This window comes from uncultured Psychroserpens sp. (assembly GCF_947492715.1).
In the GTDB taxonomy this organism is placed as follows: Bacteria; Bacteroidota; Bacteroidia; order Flavobacteriales; family Flavobacteriaceae; genus Psychroserpens.
This window is the reverse complement of the sequence record NZ_CANLNS010000003.1, coordinates 63,549-83,706: the sequence shown is the minus strand read 5'-3', so window position 1 is coordinate 83,706 and position 20,158 is coordinate 63,549. Positions and strand designations below refer to the sequence as shown.

General features: G+C 33.6%; 21 protein-coding genes and 1 tRNA gene. 12 read left to right on the top strand and 10 right to left on the bottom strand.

The genetic code is table 11. From position 1 onward, the window contains the following. The first annotated feature begins 9 nt into the window (after nucleotides 1–9). The 9 genes from Q0787_RS09720 (at nucleotide 10) to Q0787_RS09680 (ending at nucleotide 7,252) form a co-directional block, all read left to right on the top strand. Nucleotides 10–507, top strand: coding sequence for a hypothetical protein (locus Q0787_RS09720; protein WP_298902343.1), 498 nt, complete (start codon nucleotides 10–12; stop codon nucleotides 505–507). After that, complete coding sequence (locus Q0787_RS09715) at nucleotides 508–1,290, top strand: SDR family oxidoreductase (RefSeq protein ID WP_298902340.1); 783 nt, start codon at nucleotides 508–510, stop codon at nucleotides 1,288–1,290. 140 nt (nucleotides 1,291–1,430) lie between these two features. After that, on the top strand, nucleotides 1,431–1,967 hold the full coding sequence (locus Q0787_RS09710) for a 3-hydroxyanthranilate 3,4-dioxygenase (RefSeq protein ID WP_298902339.1): 537 nt from the start codon (nucleotides 1,431–1,433) through the stop codon (nucleotides 1,965–1,967). Nucleotides 1,968–2,012: 45 nt separating this feature from the next. Beyond that, nucleotides 2,013–2,378 carry a PaaI family thioesterase gene (locus Q0787_RS09705; RefSeq protein WP_298902338.1) on the top strand — a complete coding sequence of 122 codons (366 nt, stop codon included), beginning with the start codon at nucleotides 2,013–2,015 and terminating at the stop codon, nucleotides 2,376–2,378. After that, nucleotides 2,379–3,464: an amidohydrolase family protein gene (locus Q0787_RS09700; protein ID WP_298902337.1), complete on the top strand. Its 1,086-nt coding sequence runs from the start codon at nucleotides 2,379–2,381 to the stop codon at nucleotides 3,462–3,464. A gap of 2 nt (nucleotides 3,465–3,466) precedes the next feature. After that, complete coding sequence (locus Q0787_RS09695) at nucleotides 3,467–4,603, top strand: hypothetical protein (protein ID WP_298902335.1); 1,137 nt, start codon at nucleotides 3,467–3,469, stop codon at nucleotides 4,601–4,603. Between the two features lie 114 nt (nucleotides 4,604–4,717). Then, nucleotides 4,718–6,262, top strand: coding sequence for a peptide MFS transporter (locus Q0787_RS09690; RefSeq protein WP_298902333.1), 1,545 nt, complete (start codon nucleotides 4,718–4,720; stop codon nucleotides 6,260–6,262). Nucleotides 6,263–6,327: 65 nt separating this feature from the next. Continuing rightward, nucleotides 6,328–6,543: a hypothetical protein gene (locus Q0787_RS09685; protein WP_298902331.1), complete on the top strand. Its 216-nt coding sequence runs from the start codon at nucleotides 6,328–6,330 to the stop codon at nucleotides 6,541–6,543. A gap of 67 nt (nucleotides 6,544–6,610) precedes the next feature. Then, the gene (locus Q0787_RS09680) at nucleotides 6,611–7,252 is read left to right on the top strand and encodes an O-methyltransferase (RefSeq protein ID WP_298902329.1); all 642 of its coding nucleotides are present in this window, start codon (nucleotides 6,611–6,613) and stop codon (nucleotides 7,250–7,252) included. Between the two features lies 1 nt (nucleotide 7,253). Here the strand turns inward: Q0787_RS09680 and Q0787_RS09675 are convergent, their stop codons facing one another. The 8 genes from Q0787_RS09675 to Q0787_RS09640 all read right to left on the bottom strand — a co-directional run bounded on the left by Q0787_RS09675 (nucleotide 7,254) and on the right by Q0787_RS09640 (nucleotide 17,053). Then, complete coding sequence (locus tag Q0787_RS09675) at nucleotides 7,254–9,542, bottom strand: ATP-binding protein (protein WP_298902328.1); 2,289 nt, start codon at nucleotides 9,540–9,542, stop codon at nucleotides 7,254–7,256. A 225-nt stretch (nucleotides 9,543–9,767) separates the two neighbouring features. Then, complete coding sequence (locus Q0787_RS09670; RefSeq protein ID WP_298902327.1) at nucleotides 9,768–11,276, bottom strand: S8 family serine peptidase; 1,509 nt, start codon at nucleotides 11,274–11,276, stop codon at nucleotides 9,768–9,770. A 115-nt stretch (nucleotides 11,277–11,391) separates the two neighbouring features. Then, nucleotides 11,392–11,679 carry a twin-arginine translocase TatA/TatE family subunit gene (locus Q0787_RS09665; RefSeq protein WP_298902326.1) on the bottom strand — a complete coding sequence of 96 codons (288 nt, stop codon included), beginning with the start codon at nucleotides 11,677–11,679 and terminating at the stop codon, nucleotides 11,392–11,394. 114 nt (nucleotides 11,680–11,793) lie between these two features. Further along, complete coding sequence (locus tag Q0787_RS09660; protein ID WP_298902325.1) at nucleotides 11,794–14,091, bottom strand: M1 family metallopeptidase; 2,298 nt, start codon at nucleotides 14,089–14,091, stop codon at nucleotides 11,794–11,796. Between the two features lie 22 nt (nucleotides 14,092–14,113). After that, entirely contained in the window at nucleotides 14,114–14,614 is a 501-nt protein-coding gene (locus tag Q0787_RS09655; protein WP_298902324.1) for a DUF6702 family protein, read from the bottom strand. A gap of 85 nt (nucleotides 14,615–14,699) precedes the next feature. Next, a complete protein-coding gene (locus Q0787_RS09650) occupies nucleotides 14,700–15,500 on the bottom strand; it encodes a carboxypeptidase-like regulatory domain-containing protein (protein ID WP_298902323.1) in 801 nt (266 codons plus the stop codon). Then, a complete protein-coding gene (locus Q0787_RS09645; RefSeq protein ID WP_298902322.1) occupies nucleotides 15,487–16,254 on the bottom strand; it encodes a carboxypeptidase-like regulatory domain-containing protein in 768 nt (255 codons plus the stop codon). The genes Q0787_RS09650 and Q0787_RS09645 overlap by 14 nt, the downstream gene beginning before the upstream one ends. Further along, the gene (locus Q0787_RS09640) at nucleotides 16,241–17,053 is read right to left on the bottom strand and encodes a carboxypeptidase-like regulatory domain-containing protein (protein ID WP_298902320.1); all 813 of its coding nucleotides are present in this window, start codon (nucleotides 17,051–17,053) and stop codon (nucleotides 16,241–16,243) included. Before Q0787_RS09640 ends, Q0787_RS09645 begins: the two co-directional genes overlap by 14 nt. A 115-nt stretch (nucleotides 17,054–17,168) precedes the next feature. On the opposite strand from Q0787_RS09640, the gene pepE reads away from it, so the two are divergent. Beyond that, nucleotides 17,169–17,876: a dipeptidase PepE gene (pepE, locus tag Q0787_RS09635; RefSeq protein WP_298902319.1), complete on the top strand. Its 708-nt coding sequence runs from the start codon at nucleotides 17,169–17,171 to the stop codon at nucleotides 17,874–17,876. A gap of 31 nt (nucleotides 17,877–17,907) precedes the next feature. Here the strand turns inward: pepE and Q0787_RS09630 are convergent. Both Q0787_RS09630 and Q0787_RS09625 read right to left on the bottom strand, forming a co-directional pair. Next, nucleotides 17,908–17,980, bottom strand: a tRNA-Gly gene (locus Q0787_RS09630). A 48-nt stretch (nucleotides 17,981–18,028) separates the two neighbouring features. Continuing rightward, nucleotides 18,029–18,454 carry a GNAT family N-acetyltransferase gene (locus Q0787_RS09625; RefSeq protein WP_298902317.1) on the bottom strand — a complete coding sequence of 142 codons (426 nt, stop codon included), beginning with the start codon at nucleotides 18,452–18,454 and terminating at the stop codon, nucleotides 18,029–18,031. 141 nt (nucleotides 18,455–18,595) lie between these two features. Between Q0787_RS09625 and Q0787_RS09620 the strand changes: the two genes are divergently transcribed. Together Q0787_RS09620 and Q0787_RS09615 are read left to right on the top strand one after the other, a co-directional pair. Further along, nucleotides 18,596–19,330, top strand: a complete 735-nt coding sequence (locus tag Q0787_RS09620) for a M15 family metallopeptidase (protein ID WP_298902315.1) — start codon at nucleotides 18,596–18,598, stop codon at nucleotides 19,328–19,330. Nucleotides 19,331–19,356: 26 nt separating this feature from the next. Next, nucleotides 19,357–20,127, top strand: a complete 771-nt coding sequence (locus Q0787_RS09615) for a M48 family metalloprotease (protein ID WP_298902313.1) — start codon at nucleotides 19,357–19,359, stop codon at nucleotides 20,125–20,127. The last annotated feature ends 31 nt before the right edge of the window (nucleotides 20,128–20,158 follow it).

Below are 20,158 nucleotides of genomic sequence, written 5' to 3'. Positions count from 1 at the left end.
ACACAAGAGATGAAAAAACTAACTTTACTTATCTTCCTATTATCAATTAATGTTACGTTTTGTCAAGAAAAATGGACGAACTTCGAAAATGCGACTTATGCTATTGAGTATCCAGAAAGTTGGACATTTGATGATTCTGGTCAAATGCAGACCACATTCTTTATCAATTCCCCTCTTACCGAAGACGATACTTTTAAAGAGAATATTAATCTCATTATTCAGAACTTGAAAGGACAAAACATCAACATGAAAGATTATGTTGAATTAACACAAAAACAAACAAAAGGAATGTTAGATGACGGTAAGATCCTCGAAAGTAATGGTGATGATAAACAGCATGTTATGGTATTAACAGGAAAGGTTTCAGGTAATGCATTGAAATTCAAACAGGTTCTTATTTTTCATCAGGAAGTGATGTATATTCTAACCTTTTCTGCACTCGAAAAATCCTATGACGACTATATCAAAACAGGAAATACAATTTTAAATAGTTTTAAACTAAAATAAATGAACTTAGAATTAAACAATAAATACGCATTAGTTTGTGGAAGCACTGCTGGAATAGGTAAAGCAACAGCATTTGCATTAGCCGAAGAAGGCGTTCAAATTACTTTAATTGCAAGAAACGAAGACAAGTTACAAGCTACCCTCTCACAATTACCTCAGCATAGAGACCATGATTATATTGTTGCCGATTTTTCAAATCCGAAAGCATTAAAGGAAAAGGTTGAAACTTACATTAACAACAATCATGGCTTTCATGTATTGGTCAATAATACGGGTGGTCCCAAAGGAGGCCCAGTATTTTTGGCAGAAGTAGATGAATTTGAAAATGCATTCACACAACATTTAAAGTGCAATCATGTTTTAGCTCAAGCTGTGGTTCCTTTTATGAAAAGTGAAAACTATGGTCGTATTATCAATGTGATTTCAACCTCTGTAAAACAGCCTTTAGATGGATTGGGTGTGAGTAACACCATTCGTGGTGCCGTTGCTAATTGGAGTAAGACCTTGGCTAATGAACTTGGTCAATTTGGCATTACTGTAAACAATGTACTTCCTGGAGCAACTGGAACAGAACGACTAACAGAGATCATAAAAAACAAATCGGCTAAAACTGGAAACACAGAGCAAGAAGCTGCAAATGCCATGAAAAATGCAGTTCCTGCAAAACGCTTTGCAAAACCAGAGGAATTGGCAGATGCTATTACATTTTTAGCAAGCGAACGCGCTGCCTACATTAATGGAATTAACCTTCCTGTTGATGGAGGACGAACAAAGTCGTTATAAGGGCATAATTTCGTTTTTTATTATTAATTTTATTGAATTGATGAATTTGCGTTAAGGATTGAAAGGTTTGTTTGAGCTCATCTCTGATAGCGAGCCTTGAAAGCCTGACCTCATAAGGGAACGCCAAAAAAATATATACCATGAGTACATTAGTTTCGCCTATAAACTTTAAAGAATGGATTGAAGAAAATCGTCATTTATTAAAACCGCCAGTAGGCAACAAAGTGGTTTGGAAAAATGGAGATTTTATTGTTATGGTTGTTGGTGGACCAAACAGCAGGAAAGATTATCATTATAACGAAACGCCAGAATTTTTCTATCAGGTTGAAGGTGATATTACACTTAAAGTCATAGATAAGGGTACACCTAAAGATATTCATATTAAAGAGGGCGAAATGTTTTTATTGCCTCCTAAAGTGCCTCACTCACCTCAACGTGGCGCTAATACAGTTGGATTAGTCATTGAATATCCAAGAGACGAAGGTGTTCAAGATGCGCTGTTATGGTTTTGTGAAAATTGCACAACCAAATTATATGAAGAAGATTTTACATTGGATAATATTGAAACTGATATGCCAAAAATTTTCGATAAATATTATGGAGACAAAGACAAGCGTTCATGCCCTAATTGTGGTGAAGTGATGCAACCTCCAAAAAAAGTACAACTTGACGGCTAGTATATGATAGAAGTCGCAAAACAAAGCTTTTACAAACAAGGGTTTATGAAAACCCTTGGAGCTCAGCTGATTTCTATTACAAAGGGCGAAGTTGTTATTTCATGTACTTTAAATGACACACTCACGCAACAACATGGTTACTTCCATGCTGGAGTAATAACTAGTATTGCAGATGTGGCCTGCGGATATGCCGCATTAAGTACCATGCCTGATGGATCTGATGTGCTGACTGTAGAATTTAAAACAAATTTTATTAGAGCAGCAGAAACCGATACCATCGTTGCAAAAGGGTCTGTTATAAAATCTGGTAGGACGCTCACCTTTTGCGAAGGTGTTGTGACCAACAAAGCAGAAGATGTGATCTATGCAACAATGCAAGCCACAATGATATGTTTAAAACCTAAATTATAAATGAAAAGAAAACTTCGAATAAACGGCCATTCTCACCTGCTTCCTTATCCTGAGGAAATTCCTCAGTTTATGAAAGACAAAGGTATTTTTTGGGTTGACAAAGACCGAAAATTCATGCTACAAAAAGATTGGAATCGCCCTATTACGGATTCTAGTTTCTTTTTAAATGAAAAACTAGCATGGATGGAACGCTTCAATATTGATCATGCAGTTGTTCTAAACTTATCACAACTCTACGGAAATGGTTTACGTGTGGAAGAAATGAAGCAGGCCTTGCGTTTTCAGAACGATTTTAATGCAAAGATTCAGCATGAAAACCCAAGTAAGTTTACGTGTGGATTTGTAGTACATCCCGGATTTGTAAGAGGCGCTTGTTGGGAAATTGAACGTTGCGTTGAAGAGTTAGGCATGCAACTTCTTTGCTTACCTACGCACTATATGGACACTATTGGAACATGGCGTTGTATTTTTGATGAAGAGAACGAGCCTATTTTTGAACTGGCCAACAAATACAATTTGGCTGTTGAAATTCATCCTTATGACGGAGAAAAATTTATTAAGCTAGAAAACACGTCTTGGCGTTTTCATCTTATTTGGATGTTAGCGCAATGTGCCGATGCCTATCATTTTTTAACCTTAAATGGTTATCAGGATAAATATCCAAATATGCGAACTTGCTTTGCGCATGGTGGTCAATTAGCTCAAATAAATTTAGGTCGTCGTATTCAAGGCTTTGATGGTCGTCCTGATTTGTTTGAAGGGAAAAGCCACCCAAGAAAAGCCGTAGGCCATCCAAATATCTTTTTTGACACCTTGGTGCATGATACTGGCGGCTTACAACTATTAATTAAAAATCAAACTTCGAAACAAGTACTAATGGGACTTGATGATCCTTATCCGCTTGGTGAAATGGAAAGTGAAAAGCAGTCTTCTTATCCAGGAAAAATTTTAGACCTTGCTATAGAACGTGATATTATTACTGAAACAGAACGTGATGCCATCTGGGAGGACAACGTGATTCAATGGTTATGTGGTGACGACCTAAACGCCAAAGAGAAACTGGTAAATAGAATTTTAGGCAACTAACCATGACTGATGTTTCTGAATTTTATATTCTTTCACATATATTTATTTCATTAGTTGGAGCTACTTTACTTTTAGCCATTTGGTCTAACATTAGACAGCGTTTTAAACAAATATTAGAAGAAAATGACACTCAAAAACGCGTAGACAAAGGTCTTCTATACTTGAGTTTAGCTATGTTTGTTTGGGTTGTTTCGGGTATTTGGTCATATGCAGGGCATTACTTTTCGTTTAAAGAAACCACTTTTTTTCAGTTTGGAATTCATTTGCTTTCAATAGTGAACAATATGTTCTTATTGTTAGCTTTGTTTTACTTCTATTATGCTCCGCGCTTTATTTATAATAACAAAAAGAATATCAGGATTATTCTGTTTGTCATTATCTTAACAGCCTTAGTGACTATAGGACTCTCCATGTTTCCTAAGGTAAACGCTTACAAAAGTATTAATGTAAGCGCCATACCAGATCTCATTCTTTCCGCATTTTTATGCGCTCTTCTAGGCATCTCTCTCTTTAGAACATTTGCGTATCGCGGATTAAAAATAGTTGGTGTCATCTCTACTTTAGTCATACTGTTAGTATTTTCATCTCAATTGTCTGAAGTCTTTGTGAATTACGCCAATGACTTTAGTAACAACCTCATTAAAATAATTGCTAAGACCTCCTTAATTTCAATATTTCTGGTGTTAGCTACTACTTGGGTTATTAGGTTAGCAAATATGCCCAAGCCTAACGAGATGACGATTAGCTTTCTAGATTGGAGCTTGGTAAAAATTAGTATTCCAACAAAAGGCGTTTTTGACGAAACTATTGATTTTGGTTCTAAAACTACACAGTATAAAAATTTACTGAAATTTGCTATTAGACGCAAATATGGTGAAGGCGATGCCCAGAGTTTAATTGTAAGTTTAGGCGGTGAAATCAAAAACCAAACGTATCTCACTAGAATAATAGATAACATAAACTCTATCTTAGAATTAGACCAAACACAACTTCTTGAACGACGAGATCTTTTTACTTTTATTGGAGAAGGACGCTATAGATTACGAATGATTCCAAACCACATTTCCATAGATGCGACTCTTTTAGAAGAGTTTTGCAAAACACCAGAAAATGATACTTATAACGCACTTTTAAGCTAACAATTTGTGAGTTACAATTAAGCACAATTGATTATAATTTGATATAATTAGTTACAAGGTTCGCTATTGAGACATGTTGTAAATACATTGTCCTCAAATCAAAAAATCGAACAAATGTCTATCACAAATTCTAATGAAGTCTTCGGACATCCAAAAGGTTTAATCTATTTATTTTTTGCGGAGTTATGGGAACGTTTTTCTTTCTACGGAATGCGCGCTCTTCTCGTACTCTATATGACCAAACAATTATTATTTACTGATGATATGGCTTTTGGTGTATACGCCGCTTATATGTCTTTAGTCTATGTAACACCTTTAATTGGTGGTATTTTAGCCGATAAAATACTAGGATTTAGAAAAGCCATACTTCTTGGAGGGGTTTTGATGGCACTTGGGCATTTTTTTCTCACTTTTGAGCAGCCTATATTTTTTTATGGATCATTAGGGTTAATCATTGTAGGAAACGGTTTTTTTAAGCCTAATATTTCTTCCTTCGTTGGAGATTTATACCATGAAGGAGATGCAAGGCGTGATTCTGGATTCACTATATTTTATTTAGGCATCAATCTAGGAGCTGCAATTGCTCCTCTGGCCTGTGCATGGTTCGCAGAAACTTATGGCTGGCATTATGGGTTTGTGCTTGCTGGAATTGGAATGGTTTTAGGTCTACTTGTTTTTAACAGAGGGCTTAAAGCCAACATATTTGGCAATAAAGGTTTGGTTCCAAATCTCCCTGTTTACCAAAAAAAATCATTTGGAATAAATCAAGGGCAACTCATCTCTATAATTGCCTTTTTATCTGTTCCTATTTTCGCACTCATTGTTAAATTCCATGAGTTTGAACATTTTCTAGTTTGGATTATTTCGGCCTTTCTAATTGCTTATATTATATACATCCTGACTACTGTTAATCTTAAAGAAAAAAAGCGATTAATTGTTGCTGTATACTTTACTGTACTTTATACGCTTTTCTCTGCTATTTTTGAACAGGCAGGAAGTTCATTGACTTTGTTTGCCGATAGAAATGTAAATCTTGTGGGTATGGATGCGGCAGGAACCAATAGTATTAATGCTGGTTTTATTATTTTATTGGCTATTCCTTTCTCATTATTATGGACGTTTCTAAGTAAGAGAAAAAAGAACCCAAATTCTGCCATAAAGTTTGGCTTAGGATTGGTGTTTCTGGGGTTAGGTTTTGTAGTATTTGCTTTGTCGGCACATAGTATTGACGCTTTTGCCAGAACTTCCATGACGTATTTAGTTTTGGGTTATTTAGTACTTACAATCGGAGAATTATTCTTATCTCCAATAGGGTTATCTAAAATGACTGAGCTATCTCCACTAAAATATGTTGCCTTTATCATGGGCGTTTGGTTTTCGGCGAATTTTTATGGCCATTTCTTTGCTGGTAAAATTGCCAAGCTTACCACTGTTACCGAAGGAGAAACCAATGTCTTTACTCAAGGCATATTTGGAGACATTGTAGAATTCATTACTGGTATTACGCCTGAAATGGCTATGCAAAATAGTGAGAGTTACCAACAACTCTACTCCTATCTTTCTGTATATGCCAGTTTTGGTGTGATTAGTATATTGGTTGGACTAATAGCCATTTTAATTTCACCAAAGATTAAAAAAATGATGGTTGGTGTACATTGATTGCTTAACAGCTTTATTGGTTTTGGAATTATTTCATATATTGAGGTCTAACCAAAACTTATAACATGAAAAAAATTGGAATGTACATCGCTCTTTTTGGAGTATTAGCTATTGTTTTACCCTTTTTTGAATTACAACTCAGACTTTTAAGTTGGATAGATAATTGGGGAGAAACGACATCATGGATAATTAAAATTGGACTCATTGTCGTTGGTGGAATTCTCTTTTTTATGGCTTCAAAGAATGAAACCAACGTTACAAACGAAAATCAAGGCGAATAATTCCATTCTTAATACAATTACAAACCTCATGACATCTGTTTTTCATGAGGTTTAATTATTTTTATCTATGCACTTTTTACCAGAAAAATTAGATGATTACATTGTGGCACATTCTGAAGAAGAACCAGAATTATTGCAACAACTTACTAGAGAAACTTATCAAAAAATATTACAACCCATTATGCTAAGCGGACCTTATCAAGGTCGCGTTTTAAGTATGATTTCTAAACTAATTCGTCCTTCCACAATTTTAGAACTGGGTACGTTTACTGGTTACGCAACATTGTGTTTAGCAGAAGGCCTATCAAGCAATGGAGAGATTCATACAATAGATATTAATGAGGAGCTCGTTGATTTTCAAAGACGTTATTTTGATAAATCTGAATTCGGCGCTCAAATTCATCAACATTTGGGAAGTGCTTTAGATATTATTCCAACACTAGACATGACTTTTGATCTGGTCTTTGTTGATGCTGACAAGCCCAATTATGTTAATTATTTTCATTTAATAGTCGATAAATTAAATGCTGGTGGCATTATCATTTCAGACAATGTTTTATGGCATGGAAAAGTAACCGAGCCTTTAAATAATAAAGACCTTTCAACTAAAGCTGTTTTAGAATACAATACTCTTTTAAAAAATGACGAACGTATCGAAACCGTTTTGCTACCAATTAGAGACGGACTTACAATAAGCAGAAAAAAATAAATTAAGATACTTTGACTAATTTAAAATCTGATTTCACACCTATTGATTTTGTTTTTTGAATTTGCTCAGAAATAGTTTGAAAAAATTCATAATTATCAAAAGGTTTGGTAATGATACCATCAAATCCAATTAGTTTATAGTCTTCTTTAACTTGTTCAATATCGGCTGCAGTTAATGCAATAATAGGTGTTTCAGGATCGAACTCACGGATAGCTTTAGTAGACTCATTTCCATTCATTACAGGCATATTAATATCCATTAAAATTAAATCGAAAGCGGTTTGTTTATGAGCCTCTAAAGCCTCTAATCCGTTTTTAGCAACAACGCACTCATAGTTTTCGCGTTGCAACAAGTTTTGAGTTACAATCTGATTGATTTTATTGTCTTCGGCAACCAGAATCTTATACTTATGTGTATCGGTAATAGCTTCTCCTTTTGCTTGTTTTGTTTTTACTTTTTTGACCTTTGCTTTTTTGTCTATTTCAAAGGTAAGATCAAAACTAAAGGTAGTACCCAAATCTATTGCGCTATCTATATCTAATGTGCTTCCAAATAATTCAATAATGTTTTTTGTAATTGGTAACCCAAGTCCTGTTCCTTGATAATTTGTATTGCTATTTTTATCCAGCTGAGAGAAGTTCTCAAATATCATTTTTTGCTTTTCTTTTGGAATCCCAGGACCATTATCTTCAACTTCAAAACGCAGAGATACTTTATCTTCTAAAGTGTTTAACAGTTTTAACCTTACTTCTATTTTTCCATTTTCAGTAAACTTGATACTATTACCAATTAGGTTGATTAGAACCTGAGACAACCTTACATTGTCGCATTTAATGAACTCTGGTATGTTCTTGTCAATTGAAATTTGTATCTGATTATTAGTTTCTTCCAATCTATAATCAAACGAATTCACTAGATTTTCTATGAGTACTCTCAAATTAACTGTAACGTTTTTAAGTTCAATTTTTTGAGATTCAATTTTTCCTATTTGTAAAATATCATTGACAAGATTGAGGAGATAATCGCCAGAATACTTTAACGATTTTAAAAACTTAGTGTCTTTAGAGCTTAAGTCGTTATTTTTTAAAAGTAATGATGTTAACCCAACCACACCATACAAAGGTGTTCTTAATTCGTGAGTGACATTGGAAATGAAATTACTCTTTAATTCGGAAGACTTTTCTGCCTTATTTTTTGCAATTTCTAATTGGTTGTTTTTAGTTTTCAAAATATTACTTAATCGTCTTTTAGATATGTAACTTCGATACATGGTTAACAACGATATAAACAATAGAAATCCGGTAATTGTAATAATAATATTTACATTTTTTATTTTATTACTGGCGGCTAACTGCTCAATTCTTTCATTATTAGCAAGCTGTGCTACGTTTTTATAACTTTCGATTGAAAACTTAGACTGTACAATAATATCTTGCCTTATTTTCTCTTCATTAAGTAGTTTATCTCTGTAGTTATTATGCTTTAACAATGCTTGATAGGCTTCTTCACTATTCTCTAACGCAGCATAAGTTAATGACAGTTCTTTATAGACATCATTTAAAAGCGCATTCTTATCTTTTACATTAATTTCACTGTGATTTTCTAAAATATTTATGGCTTCGATAAATTTAACATTGGCATTATTGTAAAATTCTTTTTTACTAAAATATTGTCCTTGGATAAAGTTCCATTGTGCTGTGAAATAGCCATGATCTTCTATGCGTTTTAAATTATCCTCAGCTCTAGATAAATAAATGAGCACTTTAGCGTAATTATTAGTTTCTAAATAAAGCTGTGATAAGTTCAATCTTATTCGAAATAAGATCTCATCCCTTCTATCTACATTATCATGATCTCTAACATTATATTTACTACCAAACTGTATTGCTTTTTCAAAGAACGGAATAGCATCAGTAGGAGGCACTTTGTTCATATAAATTTGACCCAATTTCAAATATGAACTTGCCAACAAAAAATTATCACCTTCTTTTTTTGCGGCATGAATAACTTGATTATAGCTTTTTTCAGCTTTATCATAATCATGCATGAAATCGTAAATCTTACCAATGGTAAAATTTGCGACTGCGTTGCCATAATTATCATTGATAGAATCAGATAATTTAATGGCTTTATTAAATAAATTGAAGGACTTTGCAATATCATTACTTATGTAATGCTGTAATGCGAGGTCGTTAATACTATCAATTTTATTGATAAGTGTTCTTTCGGTCTGACCAAAAGACAATAACGAACAACATAGAAAACAGTATAGTAGGTTTGCTTTCATCATGGATTTAGGTTAATTTGGGATGGTTAAAGTATCTCTAAGTGAGTGACATATCAGAATATAATCGTTGAACACGCTTTTTTATCGGACAAACTTCACAAATTAAAAATGAAAATCGACGAAATGCATACTAAATTTCAGGGATTTAAGTTCAAAATCACCTCATCATTATAAAAAAACCTCTTCAAATATTGAAGAGGTTTTGTATATCATTCTATGTTAGAACTATCATTGAACAGCTTGTAATGCATCAATATTTCCATATCCATAGTTACTACTTTTACTAGGGTAAAAATCGGCAGATTGTTTCAGTCTATTAAGTACTTGAGTTCTACTCCAATTAGGATACCTAGCCCACACCAACGCTGCTATTCCAGCCGTAGTTGCAGTAGCTACTGAGGAGCCACCAGTATAGCGACGATCTCCATTATAAAATCCTAAAACAGGAGGTGCTTTGCTGGTATTATTATCACCTTCCATAATGATTGTGAAGTCAATTTTACTCCCACTATGACAGGTATCGCAGCGATCATAATTACTACCATCATCAACGCCGGTAACTGCTACAGTTTCACTCATCGTTGCCGGAAAAATCACTCCAAAGCCATTTGTGAAACTCGTTGATGTTCCTCCTGCAGCAAATATTAATTTCCCTTTACTATAGGCATACCTTACGGCATCCTTTATATTACCAATAGACCATACATAACCTATAGACATCGAAATTATTTTCACATCACTTCTGTTTCCTAGTTGTGTTAAGGCCTTAGAAACCCCTTTTCGTTCGTGATAATCGTTAAGTAACACATCTTCAGTTGCTCTATAAGCTACTAAGTTCGCATTATAAGCAACACCAACAGGCATTCCATTATCATTACGTGGAGATGCCATTGTAGATCCCATTGCAGTACCATGACCGCATTTATCATGTGGCCCATCATAATTGCTAGACCACCACCATGCAGAGTCTATAAATGTGCCATATTTTTGTACGAATCGGCCATTAGAATAGCCATCATTAATTCCAGAAGAATTTAATAAAGGTTGAGATGCTGATACTCCCGTATCAATTAAACCAATAGTAACTCCTGAACCTGTTGATAGGTTCCAAGCCTGCTGAATATTATGTTCATTAAAATGCCATGACACCTGCGCATTATTTGGGCTTGTTGTTGTATAATGAGCTGGATTGATATAATCTCCATTTTTATCGCAGCCAGAACTAGAACGTTCTGCATTCTCATTATAAGTGAACAAATTATAGCCATTAGGCTCTAAGTAACGTACGTCTTTATGCTTTTTAAGCGCTATAATCGTTTGGATGTTTTCAACTCCAACATCAACAACAGTTAGAATATCTTGTTCGACAAGGACAAGGTCTGTTTTATCTATTTTTTCATTATCGGCAACAATATCTAAAAGCCCATTTTTTTTAGCTTCTAGTTCAACATCTCTTGTTTCACTAAAACTCTGACCTTCATTTCCATAACCAATGGTTAAAACTTTTTGACCATGCATAACCGCACTCCATAAAAAATGCGCATCCTCTTTACTCCAATCGAAATCTCCAGTTTCTCGAATGGTTTTACTAATACGATCGTTAATTTGGTCTACTGTAAGTGGGTCTTTGGGGAATTGAATATCCTGAGATTCGGTTTCAATAATAGTATCTTCTTTAGAACAAGACACCATGGTAATTGCTATAAGTAACAATACCTTTAAGTACATTTTTTTCATTTAATAGTATTTAGATGGTTAATGATGTTCTAAATATATTAAATAATCAAAATTTAATTACATAAATAAATGTGATTTTACTAAAAGAAATCAAAAAATAATATGAATTCAATAATTACTGGTTTCTTCGGACAGAACCTGTAAAATCTTCTAGATCGTCTTTTACTTTATTAATCTCCTGCGTGATTTCTTTTGTAACGTTAGAATCGATGCCTTGCTTTTCTGCACTTTTAGTGATTTCAGATTTAATATCACTCGAAGCATCTTTTAGCATTCGCATTCCTTTACCTAAACCTCGAGCAATTTCAGGTATTTTGTCTGCACCAAATACCATTACTACAATAAGGAGGATAAAAATCACCTCAGTAGTTCCAATGAATAATAATGTTGCTTGCTGTATCACGATGCAAATATAATGAGTTGTTTGCTATTAAAATATTATTTAAATAAATATAGAGTTAAAAAAAGCCGATAGTCTATATATCGGCTTTTTTATAATGTAAATTACAAGAACGCTTTATCCTTTTACTTTATTTTTGAAATTATCAAACTCACTCTCTTTTACCTCTTTTGGCCATGAGTTATTTGATGTATTGATATCTGCAGTTTCTTGTTTCGGGTCTATTTTTATAGACACAATTTCTTTCACAGAAGCAACAGCTTTACTTATTTCTGTATCGTTAAGCCTCCAAACCTGAGCAGGATAAGTTTCTGTTTTAGATGTACCATCTGCGTATGTAAACTCAACAATAATTGGCATTACTAATCCACCTGGTTTTTCAAAAGTAATATTGTAGAAATATTTAGGTTGTTTGATGTTTTTTCTCTCTTCAGGAGTGAAATTATCCATCATGTATTCTTTTAAAGTAGGTGAATTATCTGCTGATGTTCCTTTGCGTAGTTTCTCATCAAATTCTTCACTTCCTTCTTCAACTAAATAGACTAAATCTAGGTCCTCTAACTTTAAATTTCTACTTGATGCATAGTTTTTTGCATATTGATTAGGCTCTGACGATACATAATATTTTTTCACGTCTTTAAGTCCAATATCTACCCAATCTGTAGTATAGAACCATCCTCTCCAGTACCAATCTAAATCAAATGCAGAAGCATCTTCCATAGTACGGAAAAAGTCTTCAGGAGTTGGGTGTTTAAACTTCCATCTGTGTGTATATTCTTTAAACGCATAATCAAACAATTCGCGTCCCATAACAGTTTCTCTCAAGATATTTAATGCTGTAGCTGGCTTTCCGTAGGCATTATTTCCAAATTGATATGTATTTAAACCTTTAGTCATAATTGGAGCAATATAGTCTTGATTACCTTCCATATATCTTATGATATTTTTGGCTGGTCCTCTTCGAGAAGGGTAGTGTTTATCTCCTGGTGATAAAGCACTTGGATACCATTCTCCAAAATCTTGTTCGGCAACATATTGCATAAATGTATTTAAACCTTCATCCATCCATGTCCATTGACGTTCATCACTATTTACAATCATTGGAAAGAAGTTATGGCCTACCTCATGAATGATAACACTCATCATACCATATTTAGTTCTATCATCATACTTTCCGTTTTTATCAGGTCTTCCATAATTCCAACAAATCATAGGATATTCCATCCCTTGACGTCTAGCATGAACCGAAATTGCTTTATGGTAAGGGTAATCAAATGTCATACGAGAATACGTTTTTAATGTACTAGCCACTGCTCTTGTAGACCATTCTTCCCAAAGTGGGTTTCCTTCTTTAGAGTATAGCGAAACTGCCATAACATCCTTATTACCGATTTTCACGGCCATCATATCCCAAATGTATTTTCTAGATGTGGCAAATCCGAAGTCTCTTACATTCTCAGCATATAGTTTCCATGTTTTCTTTTTATTGGAATGTCCTTTTTCTCTAGCTTCAGCTTCGGCTTGAGTAGAAATAATTACGGGTTCGTCATATGATTTCTTAGCTTTTTCATAACGCTTCATCATATCTTTAGAGAACATTTCATCTCTATTGGTCAATTTTCCAGTACCATCTAATAAATGATCTGCAGGAACGGTAATATTTACTTCAAAATTTCCAAACGGTAATGCAAACTCATCACGACCCCAAAACTGTGAGTTCTGCCATCCTTCAACATCATTGTAAACAGCCATTCTTGGGTAAAATTGGGCAATCACATAGTTTCTATTTCCGTCAGGAAATAACTCATATCCTGAGCGCCCTCCATCGGTAACGTGATTATTAATTTGGTACCACCATTTTATTTTAAAAGAAAACTTATCTCCAGTTTTCATTGCTGCTGGTAATTCTACCCTCATCATTGTTTGGTTGATTATAAATGGTAAAGGCTTACCATCTGTTTTGGTAACACTTTCTATGTTAAACCCACCGTCAAAACGTTCAGACATATATGACGACGTAAACCTTGAAGCTGACATTGCAGGTGTTATTCTACTAGATCTAATGTCTTTTGATGGTGAATCTTTTTCACGAACATTTTGATCTAATTGAACCCACAAGTATGTTAATTCATCTGGAGAGTTATTGGTGTATGTAATGGTTTCATTACCACTTAACACGGCAGTATCATCGTTAATTTCGATGTCCATTTTGTAATCTGCCTGTTGCTGATAGTAAGCTGGGCCTGGAGCACCAGATCCTGTTCTAAACATGTTTGGCGTTGCAAACTCTTCATTGAGTTGCCTAAACTTATTATGGTTGGTATGACCAGGTTTGCGCTCTTGTTCTTGGTCTTGCGCTATCGCATTGAAAGATATAAATGCGATGGATAAACAAAGGTATTTTACTAATTTCATAGCTAGTATTAAAAAGGTTGATTTATTTAAAATTTAAGTATTGATTTCGGTCTTCTGAGGTAAATATCAAATTATTTACTTCAGAATTTATTTTCGTTTTAACAACATTTTTTTGCTTCGGAAACAAATCGAAAAGTACAGTATTACTAATTTCTATTGTTGCTATACTATCGACATTCTCTATTTCTAAGTAACACACAACAACGTCATTATCATATTCCTTTCCTATATATTCAAAGGCAACATCTTGGGTATTAATTTTAATCTCTATTTTTTGATTTAAGTACTTCTTGACATAGTCGTCAACCATAGGCTTTTCATCAATTGTGGTCATTTTGATATTTTTATCATACCGTTCTTGTAGCGTTAATTCTAAATCGGCAATATCAATTCTGGAAATAATTTGGACTGATTTTTTTTCTTTTACATAACTCATCTGTGTTACACTCACATAATATTTATGTGCAGTTAACATAACCACAGGAAAAATAACAGCCAGAAAAATGGCTTTAAAAAAGTTCATAACAATCAATAATTCGTAAAAATAGCCATTTTACTAATTAATTTTAGCTTAAAAATGTTAATAATATCTTTAAATTTCGGTGTAGTTAATCTTTAGATGTGTCATCGGTATCGTTAAAGGAATAGAGTTTCTGTATTAAAAACTCATAGGTTTTTAAACTATTATCTGCCTTACACAAATCTAAAAACTTAGGATCATCAGATACATAATAAAAGAAAGCCGTTTTTAAATGTGCTTCAATGTCATAGTTTTCAAATAACAAATCTGAAAACTCTTCTGTTACTTTCTTTAAGCATTTATCTTGTTTTTCTAGCGTTACTGCTCGTTTAAGTTTTTTCGTTCGGCCTGATATTTTATTTAAAATTTTATGAATATTTATGCCTATAAATAAAGGTGCTATTACAATAGATTTTCCAGCATCTGCTTCATATAATTTTCGTTCTCTTTGTGTTTTAGGTTTGCCAACATAGCCTGGTATTCCTACATCATAAAAGTTAATATCACGTTTAGCATCACTATTTTCGATGTCAGATAATAAATCTCCCGTTAAAATCTTGCCTACAACCACTTCATCTAGCTCATTCACTCTATCTGACAATGTAATTACAATAGACCTCATTTCAATGGTTGTTTTAGTTACAACAATATTTTGGGGTGTATATTGAACGCTTGATATAAGCAGAGTGTCATTGAGTTTAGCAGGGATTTCAAAATCTCCTTTATCATTAGTAACGGTAAATTTTTGTGCCGTTATATTAAGTACATGTATGCTTTCTAAATCTGAACTAGCAATGACTTTCCCTTTTAAAGTAATGGTCTGAGCATTTCCATTCACCAACGTAAATATGGAAACAATTATAACTAGTATGTAATCAATCTTCCTCAATTTGCAGTTTAAATGCTTTAAGTTTTTCCTTTAAAAACTCAAGCATTTTGAGTTCATCATTTGTTTTACTTAACGGTAAAAATTTAGGATCGTAACCACTAAAGTAGAAAAATTCTTTTCGTTTGGTTACATCTAAAGTGTCTGTTTCAAATAACAGTTCGGAGTAAAGTTCTTCGGTTTTGTCTATAGCTCGATTTAATTCCTCGCGTTTAATTTGTTCTTTTAATCGTTTTGTTCTTCCAGATATCCAATTAATTAACGGGTTTAAAGGTAAGAGACCGCCTCCACTATTGGCCTCATACAATCGACGCTCACTTTGCTTCATTCTTGGGCCAGTATATCCAGGTATTCCAACATCATAAAAATTAATCTCGCGTTTAACATCACTGTTTTCGATGTCAGACATCAAATCTCCAGTAAGTACTTTTCCAACAATTACCTGATCTAACTTATTAACGTTCTCCTCTAAATTTACCGTAACCGATTTCGTTTGTAGGATAATATCAGTAATAATAAATTCTTCAGGTTTGTATTGAATTCCTGAAACCATGATCGTATCATTCAACTTAGCAGGAATCACAAAACCTCCTTTATCATTACTTATGGTAAATTTACTTGCTGTTTTGTTAATAATATGAATGCCTTCTAAATCACCCTTAGCAACAATTTTTCCTGAAATATCTTTGGTTTGTGCTAGTAAATTTGAAGACAGTAAAACGGCAAACACAAAAAAACAGAGCTTATTCTTTATCACTATCTTTCTTTAAAAATTCTTTACTTTTTTTATTAAGAACTTCAAGAAATTCTAGTTCTCGCCCATAATTTAAAAGACTAAAATCAAAGGTTTTATCGTCTTCAACGAATTGAATAAATTCTTCAACACGATGCTCTGGTATTTTGAAATTATCCATTATAAATTCTGATCCAAAGTAGTATTTAATAGATGCTACAGGAACCTCAGGAATGCCTTTCTTTTTTTTATCCTTTACCTTACTTCTAAATAATGGTAATAACAATTGATCAACGACATTCACAACGTTCAGCCCATTTACCATTGTTTTTGATTGCGAATGCATAGCTTCATTTTTAATCTGAGAGCGCTCGTCATCAGAAAAATCATATTCATCACTCTTTTTTATCCCAAAATATAACGCATCTAGCTTAGGATTAAATGTTTTAACCGTTGACACATCTGTTTTTAAATCTCCCGAAAGCCCTTTAGTTAACACTAAAACCTCATCCAATTTATTGATTTCTTCAATTAAGAAAACGCGCATGCGTTTAGACTTGATAATTGCCTCTGTTATTTGTAAATCGAAGTTTTGATATTGCAAAGCTCTAAACTCTACAAAATCATTTAAAGCAACTTCAATCGTAAACTCTCCATTTTCATTAGTTATTACACCTTTATTTGAAGATGTATTAAACACCGTAATCCCAACCACATCATTACCTTCAACGATAATTTTCCCATCAACCTTTACACGTTTTATGTCCTGAGAAACCGCAACAAAAGAAGACAATGCAATGCAAAAAAGTAATAGTTTCTTCATAGTTGATATTTTTAGTTAAGTAAAGAAATGATTTGAAAACTTAATTTATTAATAAAGACTAACTAAACTTTTGTTAAATTAATCCTTTACCTAAATTTACAACAAATTACAACCAATGAAAAATATAATTATTGCTAGTACATCAACTGTTCATGGTGGAGAGCCTTTAGATTATTTACTAGAGGTATTAAGCGATTTCTTTGAGCATACTTCGGAAATTCTATTTATTCCATACGCAAGACCTGGCGGAATTACGCACGATGAATACACTTCTAACGTTAACAAGGCGTTTGAAAAAATCGACAAAAAAGTAGTAGGCATCCATGAATTTGATAACCCAAAAGAGGCGATTAGTAAAGCAAAAGGTATATTTACTGGTGGTGGAAACACCTTTGTATTGGTTAATCAACTTTACAAAAATGATCTTATTGATACCATAAAAACTACAGTTAAAAATGGGACGCCGTACTTAGGTACAAGTGCAGGCAGTAATATTTGCGGACTTACAGTTAACACTACCAATGACATGCCTATTGTGTATCCTCCAAGTTTTAAAACTTTCGGGTTTGTACCTTTTAATATTAATCCGCATTATCTTGATCCAGATCCAACAAGTAAGCATATGGGCGAAACTCGAGAAACAAGAATTAAAGAGTTTCACAAATTTAATACACAACCCGTAGTAGGTATTCGCGAAGGTAGTTGGTTAGAAGTCAATGGAGATTCAGTTGTTTTAAAAGGACCTCTTGATGCTAGAATATTTGAATACAACAAAGCTCCATATGAAGTGCAATCTGGTATTGAACTCAGTCATTTAAAATAAAAAAACTTCATCAGGTTTTGATGAAGTTTTGAGCGAGAGACCGGGTTCGAACCGGCGACATTCAGCTTGGAAGGCTGACGCTCTACCAACTGAGCTACTCTCGCATTCTGGCGGCAAATATAAACTATCTTTTCACTTTTTGATAAAGAATTTCAGAACTTTTTCAAAAAATGATATCCTAAAATTTCAAAGCCTTCATTATAGTAGAATTTATGTGATGGGTAATTTTGCACATAAGTATTTAGTTCTACCGTTGTGCACCCTTTTGTTTTAACATAATCATAGATCCAATTTAGAAATTGTTTTCCAAGTCCTTTTCCTCTATAGACACTTTCAATATAAACATGATCAATCTCCACAGTTTTTCCAGCATAATGACGTGTACAAAACCAAAGCCCCGAAACACCAATCAATTTGTCATTATCATAAATAACTGCACATTCATAATTCTGAGTTACCATCTCTGCAAAACGTTCTTTTAATATAGCTTCTGAGACTTTATGTGCACTAAGCTCTTGCACTAAAGGAATAACTTCATTTATTTGAGATTTATCTAAAATTTTAAAGCGAAATGACATGTATCAATATTTTAAGTGAAGATAATTATTTTTACTTAAGTTTGATGTAGAGCATCTTCAATATTAGCCAAGATATCACCTTAAATTAAAATGCTGGGCAAAGGAAATAAATTGGCACATATTATGCAATAGAAAAGTATAATGAATAGACGACATTTTTTTAAAACAACAACACTAGCAGGAATAGGTTTATCTATTTTTCCTCAACTTGCATTTCAAAATGCTACAAAAATTATATCCTACAAAGAGCTTATCGGAAAAGGTAATCCACAGTTATTTGGAGACGGTTTTAATCTAAGAAAAGATGCATATGATGCCTTTATAAAATTAACTTCTGAAGCACTAAAAAGTGACATTCGAATACAAGTTGTGTCTAGTTATAGAGGGTTTCAACACCAAAATAGAATTTGGGAGCGGAAGTATCAGCAAAATATTAATAATGGGTTATCACCTAAAGAAAGCATCAGAAAAATCATAGAATATTCAACAATTCCTGGAACATCTCGCCATCATTGGGGAACAGATTTAGACCTCATCGATGCTAACGTAAAACAGCCAAGGCATGTTTTAAATCCTAGTCATTTTGAGGGAGATGGTCCGTTTTCGAAATTTAAATCATGGATGGACGAACATGCAAATGATTTTGGGTTTTATTTGGTATACACCAATGAGAAAGATAGAAAAGGGTTTAAATATGAACCTTGGCATTACAGTTACAAACCATTGTCGAAACCATATTTAAAAGCATACCGTAAGCTCGATTTGAAAGACATTATAACTTCGGAAAAATTAATGGGTGGGACTCATTTTTCTGAAACATTTATCACTAATTACCTGAATCAAAATATTTTAGATATAAATCCAGAACTTTTGTAAATTTATAAACACTAATTATTACAGTCATGAGAGGAAAGAATTTTAAAGTAAGATTACTTATTGGCGTTGCCATAGCACTTTTTTTTGTTGTAAAACGATGTAGTCAAAGGGAAGAAAATCCATATACTGGACGTATGCAAACCATTTCGATGACGGCAGATAAGGAAATACAGATTGGATTAGCAAGTGCTCCTCAAATGGAAGCTCAACATGGCGGGATGCACCCTAACAGTCAATACCAAGCAGTTGTTGACAATGTAGGACGTAGTTTAGTTAATAGTAGTATCGCCAAAGACACACCCTATAATTATGAATTTCATTTATTGGCAGATCCTAATACAATTAATGCTTTTGCCTTACCTGGCGGACAAATATATATTACGTTTGCCTTGTTTTCTAAATTAGATAATGAATCACAATTGGCTGGAGTATTAGGCCATGAAATTGGACATGTACTAGGGCGTCATAGTGCCGAGCGAATTGCAGAAAGCGAATATTGGCAAGGTTTAGCCACAGCAGGATCTGTTGGTGGAGATATTGGAGGTTTAGTAAGCGGAATTGGTCAAAATACGTTGCTAACTAATGGTCGAGAGGATGAACTAGAAAGTGATGATCTGGGCGTAAGATTTATGATTAATGCTGGTTACGATCCAGAAGAGATGATTGGTGTAATGGAAATTCTTAAAGCAGCTGCTGGACCTAATCGTGTTCCTGAACGAATGAGCACCCATCCAGATCCAGAAAACAGGAAAGAAAAAATTAAAGAATCTATTGAAAAATATAAAAATGCACTTTAATCTCTTAAAGTGCATTTTCAACTAACTAACT

Bases quoted from the DNA above. Each gene is read 5' to 3' on its own strand.
- Q0787_RS09640 (WP_298902320.1), bottom strand. From the start codon at position 17,053: ATGAAGAAACTATTACTTTTTTGCATTGCATTGTCTTCTTTTGTTGCG.
- Q0787_RS09700 (WP_298902337.1), top strand. From the start codon at position 2,379: ATGAAAAGAAAACTTCGAATAAACGGCCATTCTCACCTGCTTCCTTAT.
- Q0787_RS09715 (WP_298902340.1), top strand. From the start codon at position 508: ATGAACTTAGAATTAAACAATAAATACGCATTAGTTTGTGGAAGCACT.
- Q0787_RS09625 (WP_298902317.1), bottom strand. From the start codon at position 18,454: ATGTCATTTCGCTTTAAAATTTTAGATAAATCTCAAATAAATGAAGTT.
- Q0787_RS09675 (WP_298902328.1), bottom strand. From the start codon at position 9,542: ATGATGAAAGCAAACCTACTATACTGTTTTCTATGTTGTTCGTTATTG.
- Q0787_RS09685 (WP_298902331.1), top strand. From the start codon at position 6,328: ATGAAAAAAATTGGAATGTACATCGCTCTTTTTGGAGTATTAGCTATT.
- Q0787_RS09680 (WP_298902329.1), top strand. From the start codon at position 6,611: ATGCACTTTTTACCAGAAAAATTAGATGATTACATTGTGGCACATTCT.
- pepE (WP_298902319.1), top strand. From the start codon at position 17,169: ATGAAAAATATAATTATTGCTAGTACATCAACTGTTCATGGTGGAGAG.
- Q0787_RS09615 (WP_298902313.1), top strand. From the start codon at position 19,357: ATGAGAGGAAAGAATTTTAAAGTAAGATTACTTATTGGCGTTGCCATA.
- Q0787_RS09660 (WP_298902325.1), bottom strand. From the start codon at position 14,091: ATGAAATTAGTAAAATACCTTTGTTTATCCATCGCATTTATATCTTTC.
- Q0787_RS09670 (WP_298902327.1), bottom strand. From the start codon at position 11,276: ATGAAAAAAATGTACTTAAAGGTATTGTTACTTATAGCAATTACCATG.
- Q0787_RS09690 (WP_298902333.1), top strand. From the start codon at position 4,718: ATGTCTATCACAAATTCTAATGAAGTCTTCGGACATCCAAAAGGTTTA.
- Q0787_RS09655 (WP_298902324.1), bottom strand. From the start codon at position 14,614: ATGAACTTTTTTAAAGCCATTTTTCTGGCTGTTATTTTTCCTGTGGTT.
- Q0787_RS09620 (WP_298902315.1), top strand. From the start codon at position 18,596: ATGAATAGACGACATTTTTTTAAAACAACAACACTAGCAGGAATAGGT.
- Q0787_RS09705 (WP_298902338.1), top strand. From the start codon at position 2,013: ATGAAAACCCTTGGAGCTCAGCTGATTTCTATTACAAAGGGCGAAGTT.
- Q0787_RS09710 (WP_298902339.1), top strand. From the start codon at position 1,431: ATGAGTACATTAGTTTCGCCTATAAACTTTAAAGAATGGATTGAAGAA.
- Q0787_RS09720 (WP_298902343.1), top strand. From the start codon at position 10: ATGAAAAAACTAACTTTACTTATCTTCCTATTATCAATTAATGTTACG.
- Q0787_RS09695 (WP_298902335.1), top strand. From the start codon at position 3,467: ATGACTGATGTTTCTGAATTTTATATTCTTTCACATATATTTATTTCA.